This window comes from Pseudoalteromonas sp. SR43-3, from assembly GCF_014163875.1.
Classification (GTDB): domain Bacteria; phylum Pseudomonadota; class Gammaproteobacteria; order Enterobacterales; family Alteromonadaceae; genus Pseudoalteromonas; species Pseudoalteromonas distincta.
On the sequence record NZ_JACJEC010000001.1, the window covers coordinates 398,774 to 411,535 of the forward strand.

Genomic DNA, 12,762 nt, shown 5'->3' on the forward strand with positions numbered 1-12,762 from the left:
TAATTGATAGACATTGACTAGCAATTACATTTAATAAACAAAAAACCCAGTTTTTACTGGGTTTTTTGTTGCCTATAAAAATGGCAAAAAAATGGCCCGCTATTATTTAGCAGGCCATTTTTATTTAACTTAGTAGTGTAATTAACGTTTTACGCTGGCGTTAAATTGCTCTCGTAATCAAAGCGAATCTTCTTGTCTTTAACCGATACTTTAACTGTACCGCCATCAACAAGTTCACCAAACAGTATTTCATTAGCTAATTGCTTTTTAAGCTCTTCTTGAATAACACGTGCCATTGGTCGTGCACCCATAGCCTTGTCATAACCTTTATCTGCGAGCCATTCACGCGCTTTAGGCGTAAGCTCAAGATTAACCGATTTTTTATCAAGCTGAGCTTGCAGTTCCACAATAAATTTATCAACCACCAGTAAAATAACTTCACGTTCAAGGTGGTTAAACCAAATAATGTTATCTAAACGGTTTCTAAATTCTGGCGAAAATACTTTATTAATTTCACCCATTGCATCGTGCGTGTGATCTTGCTCTGTAAAACCAATCGACTTGCGCGTAGTTTCTTGTACGCCCGCATTGGTAGTCATTACAACCACTACATTTCTAAAATCAGCTTTACGACCGTTATTATCGGTTAACGTACCGTGATCCATAACTTGTAGTAAAATATTGTAAATATCTGGATGCGCTTTTTCAATCTCATCTAAAAGTACAACCGCATGAGGGTTTTTAATAACCGCCTCGGTTAATAACCCGCCTTGCTCAAAACCAACATATCCTGGTGGAGCACCAATTAGTCGGCTGATTGCGTGGCGCTCTACATACTCAGACATATCAAAACGAATAAACTCAACACCCATACATTTAGCAAGTTGCTTAGTTACTTCTGTTTTACCAACACCTGTTGGGCCTGCAAACAAGAACGAACCCACTGGTTTTTCTTCGCTTGATAAACCTGAGCGAGATAAACGAATAGCCGATGTAAGCGCATCAATAGATTGATCTTGTCCAAACACCAGCATTTTAAGGTTACGGTCTAGATTTTTAAGCGTCTCTTTATCTGTTGAAGACACATTTTGTGGTGGAATACGTGCCATCTTCGATATTATTAGCTCTATATCAGCCACACCAATGGTTTTTTTACGTTTAGAACTAGGCTGTAAACGTTGGTTAGCGCCCGCTTCATCAATTACATCAATTGCTTTATCTGGCAAGTGGCGCTCATTAATGTATTTAGCACTAAGTTCAGCAGCTGCTTTTAATGCTTTTTGAGTGTAGCGAATACCATGGTGCTCTTCGTAACGCTCTTTTAATCCATTTAAAATTTTAGTGGTATCAGCAACACTTGGTTCAAGTACATCAATTTTTTGAAAACGGCGTACTAATGCACGGTCTTTCTCAAAAATATTTTTATACTCATTGTAAGTGGTTGAACCCATACAGCGTAACTTACCACTTGAAAGAAGTGGTTTAAGTAAGTTTGAAGCGTCCATAACGCCACCAGACGCTGCGCCAGCACCTATTATGGTATGTATTTCATCAATAAATAAAATAGACCCAGGTTGTGCCTGAAGCTCTTTTAATAAGCTTTTAAAGCGTTTTTCAAAATCGCCACGGTATTTAGTACCTGCAAGCAATGCCCCCATATCTAGTGAGTACACAACTGCATCTGCAATTACTTCTGGTACTTGCTCGTTCACAATACGGTACGCTAAACCTTCAGCAATGGCTGTTTTACCAACGCCCGCTTCACCAACAAGTAATGGGTTATTCTTTTTACGACGACACAATACTTGTACCGTGCGCTCTACTTCGCTGTCGCGCCCAATCAATGGGTCAATATTACCTTCACGAGCCTGAGCGTTTAAGTTAGTTGTAAAGCTGTCTAGCTTACTTGCTTCTTCGTTTTGAACTTCTTGCACTTCTTCATGTATATCATCGCTGTCGTCGCCTAGTTCATCATCAGCTTTTGAAATGCCGTGCGAAATAAAGTTAACAATATCTAAGCGCGATACATCATGCTTTTTAAGTAAATAAACAGCTTGGCTCTCTTGCTCTGAAAAAATAGCAACCAGTACATTGACACCCGTCACTTCGTTTTTTCCTGACGATTGCACATGAAACACAGCACGTTGTAATACACGCTGAAAACCAAGCGTTGGCTGAGTTTCACGCTCTTCTTCTAAATCTGGGATGACAGGTGTTGTTTCGTCAATAAATTCTAATAATTCGGTTTTTAAGCCTGAAAGATTAACACCACACGCGTTTAAGGCTTCTCCTGCAGAAGGATTATCTAATAGCGCAAGTAAAAGGTGCTCTACGGTCATAAACTCATGACGGCGAGTGCGCGCTTCACGAAACGCGGCATTTAAAGTGAGTTCTAAGTCTTTGTTTAGCATTGGCAACCCCTTACTGAGATAATAATTTATACCACAACAATCGGATGTTTGATCACCCTAATTGGTATTTATACCAATTGTATTAAATTGGTATTATTCCTGCTCACAACTACAAAGCAGTGGATGCTCGTTATCCCGTGAGTAACGGTTAACTTGTTCAACTTTGGTGTGGGCAACATCGGCGCTGTAAACACCGCAAATACCCTTACCTTTTTCATGAACCTGAAGCATCACATCGGTTGCTCTATCGCTATCCATATTAAAAAACGTCGTTAAAACTTCAATTACGAAGTCCATCGGCGTGTAGTCGTCGTTATTTAAAACAACTTTATATTTTCGCGGCGGCTGTAGCTTTTGCTTTTCACTGTCGCGAACTGTGTCGATAACACCTGAATCTTTCATACCACTCATAATTAAATATAGTCTTGTCTTTGTAACTCAAGCAAACTTGAATAAAAAATAAATAAAATGTTAAAAAATAACTCAAAACACTTGACTGGTTGGCTAAATAAACTACAGTCAAACATAGATTGATTAAACCTTAGTCAGTCTAGCAAATTATACGGTTTAGAATAACTAAATTAGTCAACTTATTGAAGGATGTAGAAGTATGGCTTGTGGTAAAGTTAAATGGTTCAACAACGCCAAAGGTTTTGGTTTCATCGTAGAAGACGGCTGCGAGAATGATATCTTCGCTCATTACTCAACAATTGTAATGGACGGCTATAAAACGCTTAAAGCTGGTCAAGATGTAACATTCGAATTAGAACAAGGGCCTAAAGGTCTACACGCTAAAAATATTGCCCCAGATGGTGACATTATTGAGTGACGATTGTTTTGTTCGACTAAAGCGAGCGACCTTTTAAGATCCTCGCTTAATTCCTTAAGCATACTAACTTATCTCTTCTTCTCTTATTTATTGCCTCTTTTCATTCAAATTCAACCCTTTTCCTTGAATTTATTTTATATACCCCAATGTTCTAAGAGTTGATTGTTTAACTGCTTATTGGGCATGCTCAAACTCTAGCCCTTTTTATTTAAGCTTGTTACACTCTTGGTGCTAAAAATTGCGCATAACACCTTATCGCCTCTTTTATATGTACTAGGCTAAAGGCTGATTTATTTTTGTTAATTTTTTAGCTATAAATACGATTCCAGTTCGTCAGGTGTGACTATTCTGCTTTTATAAAAGAGCAACGCTGAGTACCAACACCTAACAAACTACTCATTACGAGCGTACGTGTTTATTAACTTGTTTAATAATATGTACTCACTCATAAGTAATGATTTTCTTTGCATTGTTGAATAAGACCTTATCGGTCGACTATCTAGGAATGATGATGACATCAAAAATTATCTATACAAAAACGGACGAAGCTCCGGCACTAGCAACTTATTCGTTGCTACCGATCATCCAAGCATATACAAATGCGGCCGGTGTTGAAGTTGAAACTCGCGACATATCATTAGCAGGTCGTGTAATTGCTAGCTTCCCTGATTATTTAACAGAAGAACAACGCATTGGTGATGCACTTGCTGAACTTGGCGAGCTTGCTAAAACACCAGAAGCAAACATCATCAAATTACCAAACATCAGTGCATCTGTACCACAGCTTCGCGCTGTAATTAAAGAGCTTCAAGCAAAAGGTTACGCTCTTCCAGAATACCCTGTTGAACCTAAAAATGATGAAGAAAAAGCAATTCAAGCGGCTTACGACAAAATTAAAGGCAGTGCAGTAAACCCTGTACTACGTGAAGGTAACTCAGATCGTCGCGCGCCAGGCTCTGTAAAAGAATATGCACGTAACAACCCACATTCAATGGGTGCGTGGAGCAAAGATTCTCTGTCTTACGTTGCAAGTATGAGCGAAGGCGATTTCTTCGGTTCAGAAAAATCAGTAACTGTTGATACAGCAACTGATGTGCGTATTGAACATGTTGCAACTAACGGTGACGTTACTGTTCTTAAACAAAGCACACCTCTTTTAGCTGGCGAAGTTATTGATGCATCAAGCATTAGCGCTCCTAAGCTTCAAGCTTTCTTAGCTGCAGAAATTGACGCTGCTAAAGAAAAAGGTGTTTTGTTCTCGCTTCACATGAAAGCGACAATGATGAAAGTATCTGATCCAATCATCTTCGGTCACGCTGTTAAAGTATTCTACAAAGATGTATTTGCTAAACACGGTGAGCTTTTTGAAGAGCTAGGTGTTGATGTAAATAATGGTTTAGGCGACGTATATTCTAAAATTCAAACATTAGACGATGCTAAGCGCGAAGAAATTGAAGCAGATATTCAAGCTGTTTACGCTAACCGCCCTGCTATTGCTATGGTTGATTCTGACCGTGGTATTACAAACTTACACGTACCAAGTGACGTGATCATCGATGCATCTATGCCTGCAGCAATCCGTTCAAGCGGTCAAATGTGGAATAACGATGGTAAATTACAAGACACTAGCTTTGTAATTCCTGATCGTTGTTACTCAAGTGTTTACCAAGCAACTATCGATTTTTGTAAAGAAAATGGTGCGTTTGATCCAACAACAATGGGTAGCGTTCCAAACGTTGGCCTTATGGCTCAAAAAGCTGAAGAATACGGTTCACACGACAAAACATTTGAAGCAAAAGCGGACGGTTCTATCCGTGTTGTTGATGCAAATGGTAATACATTACTTGAGCACAATGTTGAGCAAGGCGATATCTGGCGTATGTGTCAGGTTAAAGACGCACCAATTCAAGATTGGGTTAAGCTTGCAGTAAATCGTGCACGCGCAACAGGCGTTCCAGCTATTTTCTGGTTAGACGAAAACCGTGCACATGATGCGCAGCTAATCAAAAAAGTAAATAAATACCTACCAGATCACGATACAGCTGGCCTAGATATTCAAATTTTAGCACCGCTTGAAGCAACATTGTTCTCACTAGCGCGTATTAAAGAAGGTAAAGACACGATTTCTGTAACAGGTAACGTACTACGTGATTACCTTACAGATTTATTCCCAATTTTAGAATTGGGTACAAGTGCTAAAATGCTTTCAATTGTTCCACTTATGAACGGTGGTGGCTTATTTGAAACTGGCGCGGGTGGTTCTGCACCTAAGCATGTTCAACAATTCGAAAAAGAAAACCACTTACGTTGGGATTCTTTAGGTGAATTTTTAGCACTTGCTGCATCACTTGAGCATTTAAGCGTAACTGCTGGTAACAACAAGGCACAAGTACTTGCTGATACCCTAGATAAAGCAACAGGTACGTTCCTTGCTGAAAACAAATCGCCGTCACGTAAAGTGAAAGAAATTGATAACCGTGGTTCTCATTTCTTCCTATCTTTATTCTGGGCACAAGAACTTGCTAAGCAAAATGATGACCGTGAACTTAAAGCACAGTTTACTCAAATCGCTAGTGACCTTGAGTCTAATAAAGAGCAAATCGTAAGTGAACTTAACGATGCGCAAGGCCCTGCAGTTGATTTAGGCGGTTACTTCCAGCCTAACGATGATGCAGCCTTTAAAGCGATGCGTCCAAGCACTACATTTAACGATATTCTTGCTAAATTAGTATAAATATCGGTTTAAATTTAAAAGCCGCTTACTTGCAAAAGTAAGCGGCTTTTTTATGTCTAAACTTTACAAATAAAGGCGGCTATTTATAAAATAGCCGCCTTTGAATAATTAAATTTATTTATTTAATTAATTAATTATTTAGTATCATACCAATTCGCTTAATTAAGTGATCAACTTTGAGGCAAGAAAATCTTGTCGATAACAAGGCAAAAATTTCGTTATTTAGTTGCTCTATATCAGAAATTTTTAACGCAGTTACCGTCAGATTTAATCCCTCAAATTGATTAAGTATTATTGCGGGTTGGTATAAGCACGTGGCATTTTTGAATCTGTCGTATAGCGGTCACGCAGTTTATCTTGACGAGATTGTGTAGATACCTCAACGCCATTAATAAACATTTTGCTCACATGGCTGCTTAACTCAAACGGGTCATTACTCCATATTACTACATCAGCAGCTTTGCCAACTTCAAGACTACCTGCATTAATGCCAAATACATCAGCAACGTTTGATGTAAGCGCTTTTAACGCACCTTCTTGGCTCATACCGTACGACACAGCATTACCAGCATCAAAACGCAGCTGATAAATATTGTGACTTGCATCACCACCTACCGTTAATAATACTTTAACGCCTGCTTTTTCAAGCACACTAGCATTATCTAAACTCGCATGAAGCGAATCAAAGCTTCCTGGTAAGCTATCCATTGCACTAATAATCACTGGAATATTTGCTTTAGCAACGCGCTCTTTTACTACAACAGCATCTTGCGCACCATTAAGCACTAGGTTGATACCAAATTGCTCTTTTACTTTAATTAGCTCTATAATATCCGCCGCACGCGAAACGCCAACCACTAATGGTATTTCACCACTGAGTACTTTAGCCATTACTTTATCTTCAGTACTTGGCTTGTCATCGTCTTTTTTCGCTTTTTTACCAGCTTTAGTTTTGTGCTCATCAAGCTTATTAATAAGTGTTTGCAAAGTAAAAGCACGTGAGCCTTTACTACGCTCACCTAAGTAAACAATTAAAGCCGCTTGTTTTTGCATGTCGCTGTCAAAACTACCACTTAAATCAACAACACTCGCAAGACCTGAAAAAATGCTATCGCCGCCATGAGGAGTAATTACATCGCGTGTTACGCCGCCTTTACGAGCGTAAGGAATTAAGCTTGAATGTGCGTTGTAAGCAAGGCTTACATCAAAATCAATACCGGCTTTTTCTTCACCTGCATCGCGTGAGCCTGCAACTGCACTTACTTCAACTAAACCAAGTTGATTAATACTTGCTATAAAGCCAGGGGTTACAATTTGCCCCTTTGCATCAATAATTTGATCTACTTTAATTTCAGTTGGGTTAATCGCTGTGATTTTACCATCTGTCATTACAATGCTTGCCGCTTCTAATACACCTTGATCAGAAGACGTATGCAATGTTGCATTAATAATTGCTAGTGATTGTGCGCTTACAGCACCAGATGCTAATAATCCTGCAGCAACCAGAGAAAGCGAAAACGAACGTGATAAATTTTTCATTCTGGGTGCTCCTTATTGTTGACCTAACATAAAATCACTTGTTGCTTGGTACGCGCTGTCGTTTCTATCGTAAACCTTTGCACCATCAACAAACACTTGTTCAGCTTTAGCATAGACACTAAATGGGCTTTGATTCCAAATAACAACATCGCCCTGCTTACCCGCTTCTAGTGAACCTGTTTTGTCATCAATACCTAGCGATTTAGCAGCGTTAGACGTGATCCATTTAATAGCGTGTTGCTCAGAAATATCAAAACCATTTTCGTTAGCTCGGTACATCACCTTGCCCGCTTCTTGGTTTAAACGCTGAATAGTAGTATCTGAATCTGAGTGAACAACTGCACACGAGTTTTTAACCGCATCAACAATAGCCACGTTTTCTTGAACCATGTCGTAGGCTTCCATTTTAAAGCCCCACCAGTCTGGCCAAAGTGCAGCACACGAACCATTTTGCGCAAGTAAGTCAGCAATTTTATATGCTTCTACACCGTGATGAAAAGTACCTGCGTGGTAACCAAATTCTTTTGACAGGTCAATCATCATTGCCATTTCTTCAGCTTTATAACAATGATTATGAATACGTACTTCGCCTTCAAGCACACCGCGAAGCGTATCGTGTTTAATATCACGTACTGGCGCTTCTGGGTTTAAACCGGCTTCATAATCGGCATCGTATTTATCCCATGCACGTTTGTACTCAGCGGCTTCAGCCCATGCCATACGGTAACCAGCCATATTACCCATACGGGTTGAAGGCAATACACCTTGACGACCATAAACACGTTTAGGGTTTTCACCACACGCCATTTTTAAACCATACGGCGCCTCTGGAAATTTCATCCCTTGCATAGTGTGCGCTGGTACGTTTTTAAGCGTAACGCCGCGTCCACCAAATAAGTTAGCTGAGCCTGGTAAAATTTGTAGAGAAGTAATGCCGCCTTCGCGTGCACGATTAAAGCCTGGATCTTGTGGCCAAACAGAATGCTCAACCCACACTTCTGCAGTGTTAGGGCTGGTCATTTCGTTACCATCTTGATGCGACTCGACCGAAGGACTTGGGTATGCGCCTAAATGTGAATGTACGTCAATAATACCCGGTGTTACCCATTTTCCATGTGCATCAATTGTAATATCAGCAGTGGCTGTTAAGTCTTTACCGACTTGTTGTACTTTACCATCAACAAGTAATACATCAGCCTCATCTAAACGCTCACCAGTACCGGTAAGTACTGTTGCATTTGTGATAAGAGTGCTTGATGTAGAAAGTGGCTGATAAGTACTTGGGTAAGGATTTTTGTTAATTGTTATTTTATCGTCTTGTGGGCCGTTTTCTTGGCAGCCTACAAGTGCAGCAGCTAAGCCAACCGCTAATAAAGAAGGTGCAAATTTTTGCATGTTGTTTGGATCTCCTGTTTTTTTGCTACTTTAGCGAAACCTAAAGGATAAAGCCAAAAAAACAGGTGAAAACGCAGTTAATTAAGATGAATTTCTGTAATTATTTCTTTATATAATTGTTATATAGCTTTTCAAGCGCACCTTCGGTGGTAAGCGAGGGATCTTTACTAATAAAGTGCTTAACCGTACGCGTTACAAAATCAGAGTTTTGCTTATGTAGCTTTGAAAAATCTTTAATAAGTGTATTACCGTCTTTAGCCGCAGTAACTTTGTCATGACGATGACGATACTGGCTCAATGCTTTATTAAAATCGCCTTGATAGTCTTCAACCAAAATTTTATAAAAGTCGCTTTTTTGAACATTTAGATCGTTAATGCAGTAATTTAACGCCTCTTTAAAGTCGGTAAATATCATGCCTTCTACATCAAACTCTTTTGTTTTTTCGCGCACTGCTACTTTGGCATCTTCTGTGGCATAGCTAAAACCCGTAAAGGCTAAACGCTCAGCGGCTTCTTTGCCTAATTTCATACCCGCTTGAATACTATGGGCAAACTCGTCGCTCATGTCGCCAAGTTCGCTTTCTTCCCACATGTTATAAACGCGCAGTGGTTTAGCATATTTATTTGAGAGCTTTTTTTTAAGTTTGGTAAAGCGCTCATCAATCGTCATCAGTCTTTCGTTATGTAAAAGTGCGTGGCACTCATAACACGCAGGGATTGAGATAAAGTCAGCCTCTTCACCTAAATCAACGATACTTTGTAGCATATGCAGTGGCGGACAATGATCGCGCTCTGTCGCTTCACAGCCACAATAAAAACACTGATTAAAATGCTGCTGATCGCACGCATATGCTTGCTGATAATAACTGGCTAACGTTTTGCTCACCGTTGCTCCTTGAAAAAACACGACTAAATTATGGAGGCGATAATAACAGCCTGAAAAAATAAGTTATACCAATTGCATTAAATTAGTGCTCTATTATTTCGCTAAAAAGTAGTGCAATAACAGGCACAAATAACAACGTGTAGTTATTCTATACAAATAATTTTTAACGCAGTAAGTACACTATTTAATGCAATAGAATGATTATGTTTTTTATTAGTCGCTAGATTTAAATAACGGCCGCTATTAAACCAAACAAACCACCAAACACACCGCCCCATACTACAAGCCAGCCTAGGTGCTCGCGGATCATGGTCTGAATAATCTCTTTAACCATTTTAGGAGTAAGCTCATCTAAGCGCTCATCAACTAGTTTAAGCACCGTTTTATGTAGGCTTTCTGCGCTATTACCTTGTGAAAGTGTTTGGCTTACTAATGCTTTAAAGTCGTCAGTTTGAGAAATCTCACTAAGCGACAATTGCATTTTTTCAATAAACTTTTCACGCATCGGCTCTATTGCAGCTGTACCGCCAAACATTCCTAGCATACTACCAAACTGAGACTGCTCTATTACCTCTAACAAATTGTCGAATGCAGGGTTTAAATCAACATTGCTAATTATTGGCTCAAAGTCGATATTGGGCTGCGCTTTATTGAGTAAATTATTAATTTTTTGCTCTGAAAAAAACTCCGTTAATATCAGGTTTCGTATAGCTACTTTAAAGCTTTCAAACTTAAGCGCTATAACACCAGAACCATATAAAAACGGGACTTTTTCGAATAACATATGAATAGCTAATAAATTAGTTACCGCGCCAGAAAGTGCAAATAAACCAACAGACAACACAATTGCTTGGTTAAACATAAAACCTACAACAACACATAAACCCGCTAGCAAATTGGTTATTAAACTTTTGTTCATTTTAACTCCACTACAGTAAGTGTAATTTTATTCAATATAGCCGTTAATTTTACAACGTTTAGATTGTTAAATTAATACCTTTTTGCCATAGTTTAAGTATCTGTTTAAAAGGCGAGCAATTGTTATGTGGAAAACAGTAAATGAGCACATCAGCCAAGCCATTAATTTTGACTTTAAGCACACCTACAAACGCCAATTACAAAGTACAAACACCGACAAACTATTTCATATTACCAATGGTACGCATAACTACTTCGTTAAAATAGCACTAAAAAGCGAGCTCGAGCGTTTAGAAAGTGAATTTGTTGGCTTAAAGCTTTTGGCGCAAAATAGTAATTTTAAAGTACCTGAATGTATTACAACTGGTGCAAATATAGAGTTTTCGTTTATTGTTTTACAATGGCTTGTTTTAGATAAACAACCCCACGACACGTGGACTAATATGGGTCGCAACCTCGCTAAAATGCATCAAAAACATGACCAAGCTATGTTTGGCTTTGATGTAGATAATTACCTAGCCACAACCATACAGCCAAACCGCTGGCACAAAAAGTGGGATGTATTTTACGCCGAAGAACGTATAGGGTGGCAATTACAACTACTCGCTGAAAAAGGCATTAACTTTATTGAGCCCGAACGCTTAATTAATACCGTAAAAGAGCAACTACATAGCCATCAAGTAAAACCTTCGTTACTGCATGGCGATTTTTGGCGTGGCAATATGGGATTTTTAAAAGCAGAACCAACAATATTTAACCCGGCTTGTTATTATGGTGACCGGGAAGTGGATATTGCAATGAGCGAACTATTTGCCCCCCTGCCTAAAGACTTTTATAGCGCCTATAACGCGCACTACCCGCTTTCTCAAAATTACGAGAAGCGTAAGTTAATATACCAGCTATACCCCATTTTAAATCACGCCAACATCTTTGCCGGTCACTATCTTACTGAAGCTAAACAACATATAGAAAAGCTGGTATTTGAAGGTATAAAATAAGTGTCATAAGCTGCATTTGAGCACTATATTTAATGAGTAAGTAGACGTTCATCTGTAAGCGATTAAGTTGAACCTAACTTAATTATTTATAACTGGAGTGATTATGAAAGATTTTTTATCACAACGAATAACGTGCCCACACTGCGGACACCACATACATCTAGACTTAGACGCTAGCAGCGGCGATCAAGACTATATTGAAGATTGCACTGCCTGCTGTAACCCAATTCATTTAAATATGCATATAGACCATGCTAACAATAAATTGGAGCTACACGTAGACAGTGACGACGAACAAATATTTTAACTTAAGCCTGATGGCGTAAGTAGTTCTCTACCGTATTTACAATAGTGTAAGTTTGCTGATCAACTTCAATATTAAACTTGTCACCCACTTGCGCTGCACCAATGTTTGTAATGGCGAGCGTTTCCGGAATTAGGTGTATCCAAAAACCTTGTTCATCAACTTCGCCTACGGTTAAGCTTGAGCCATTTATAGCAACAAAGCCTTTATATAACACATACTTTTGCCACTCTTTTGGCAGGCTTAACTGAATTTTACAGTTATTCTCAAGCTTCACTATTTGAGAGATTTGTGACGTACAATGAATATGCCCAGACACTATATGCCCACCTAGCTCAGTACCAAACGTAACAGAGCGTTCGTAATTTACTAAACTACCTAGCTCAAGCAAGCCTAAATTAGTTAACTTTAGAGTTTCGTCAATCACATCGAAATGCACTTGCGCCACCACATCATGATTACTTAGCTCAACTTGCACAACCGTTAAACAACAGCCATTAATAGCAATACTTGCGCCTAAATCTAAATGCTTAACGTACTCATCGCTCACCGATACAACTAAGCGTAACACACCATCAGCTTGCGTTTTAGAGACCACTGTTGCTTGTGTTTGCACTATTCCTGTAAACATAAAATCACTTAAAATTATTACAAAGTGCTAGTTTAACGTATCAACTCATAAAATCATTCACTACTGTGATTTTTATTTGAAACGCAATAGATTACAATTGCCGCCTGTTTTATTTAA

Annotated in this window: 11 protein-coding genes; 4 read left to right on the top strand and 7 right to left on the bottom strand. The window is 39.0% G+C overall.

Annotated elements, in window-relative coordinates; genetic code table 11:
- Nucleotides 1–149: 149 nt before the first annotated feature.
- Both clpA and clpS read right to left on the bottom strand, forming a co-directional pair.
- Complete coding sequence (gene clpA, locus H5088_RS01755) at nucleotides 150–2,411, bottom strand: ATP-dependent Clp protease ATP-binding subunit ClpA (RefSeq protein ID WP_024595509.1); 2,262 nt, start codon at nucleotides 2,409–2,411, stop codon at nucleotides 150–152.
- A gap of 93 nt (nucleotides 2,412–2,504) precedes the next feature.
- A complete protein-coding gene (gene clpS, locus H5088_RS01760; protein ID WP_002962498.1) occupies nucleotides 2,505–2,813 on the bottom strand; it encodes an ATP-dependent Clp protease adapter ClpS in 309 nt (102 codons plus the stop codon).
- A gap of 208 nt (nucleotides 2,814–3,021) precedes the next feature.
- Between clpS and cspD the strand changes: the two genes are divergently transcribed.
- Together cspD and H5088_RS01770 are read left to right on the top strand one after the other, a co-directional pair.
- The gene (gene cspD, locus H5088_RS01765; protein ID WP_002962500.1) at nucleotides 3,022–3,240 is read left to right on the top strand and encodes a cold shock domain-containing protein CspD; all 219 of its coding nucleotides are present in this window, start codon (nucleotides 3,022–3,024) and stop codon (nucleotides 3,238–3,240) included.
- 511 nt (nucleotides 3,241–3,751) lie between these two features.
- Nucleotides 3,752–5,974, top strand: a complete 2,223-nt coding sequence (locus H5088_RS01770) for an NADP-dependent isocitrate dehydrogenase (RefSeq protein ID WP_182752070.1) — start codon at nucleotides 3,752–3,754, stop codon at nucleotides 5,972–5,974.
- A 291-nt stretch (nucleotides 5,975–6,265) separates the two neighbouring features.
- Here the strand turns inward: H5088_RS01770 and H5088_RS01775 are convergent, their stop codons facing one another.
- From H5088_RS01775 to H5088_RS01790, 4 genes are all read right to left on the bottom strand, one after another.
- A complete protein-coding gene (locus tag H5088_RS01775) occupies nucleotides 6,266–7,513 on the bottom strand; it encodes an amidohydrolase family protein (protein ID WP_182752071.1) in 1,248 nt (415 codons plus the stop codon).
- Nucleotides 7,514–7,525: 12 nt separating this feature from the next.
- Nucleotides 7,526–8,908, bottom strand: coding sequence for an amidohydrolase (locus H5088_RS01780; RefSeq protein WP_154903009.1), 1,383 nt, complete (start codon nucleotides 8,906–8,908; stop codon nucleotides 7,526–7,528).
- A 100-nt stretch (nucleotides 8,909–9,008) separates the two neighbouring features.
- Complete coding sequence (locus H5088_RS01785; RefSeq protein WP_002962505.1) at nucleotides 9,009–9,794, bottom strand: hypothetical protein; 786 nt, start codon at nucleotides 9,792–9,794, stop codon at nucleotides 9,009–9,011.
- A 226-nt stretch (nucleotides 9,795–10,020) separates the two neighbouring features.
- The gene (locus H5088_RS01790; RefSeq protein ID WP_024603971.1) at nucleotides 10,021–10,713 is read right to left on the bottom strand and encodes a hypothetical protein; all 693 of its coding nucleotides are present in this window, start codon (nucleotides 10,711–10,713) and stop codon (nucleotides 10,021–10,023) included.
- 124 nt (nucleotides 10,714–10,837) lie between these two features.
- Between H5088_RS01790 and H5088_RS01795 the strand changes: the two genes are divergently transcribed.
- Nucleotides 10,838–11,710, top strand: coding sequence for a fructosamine kinase family protein (locus H5088_RS01795; RefSeq protein WP_182752072.1), 873 nt, complete (start codon nucleotides 10,838–10,840; stop codon nucleotides 11,708–11,710).
- A 103-nt stretch (nucleotides 11,711–11,813) separates the two neighbouring features.
- Nucleotides 11,814–12,017 carry a CPXCG motif-containing cysteine-rich protein gene (locus tag H5088_RS01800; RefSeq protein ID WP_002962509.1) on the top strand — a complete coding sequence of 68 codons (204 nt, stop codon included), beginning with the start codon at nucleotides 11,814–11,816 and terminating at the stop codon, nucleotides 12,015–12,017.
- Between the two features lies 1 nt (nucleotide 12,018).
- On the opposite strand, the gene H5088_RS01805 is transcribed toward H5088_RS01800, so the two are convergent.
- Nucleotides 12,019–12,645, bottom strand: a complete 627-nt coding sequence (locus H5088_RS01805) for a riboflavin synthase subunit alpha (protein ID WP_182752073.1) — start codon at nucleotides 12,643–12,645, stop codon at nucleotides 12,019–12,021.
- Nucleotides 12,646–12,762 lie beyond the last annotated feature (117 nt).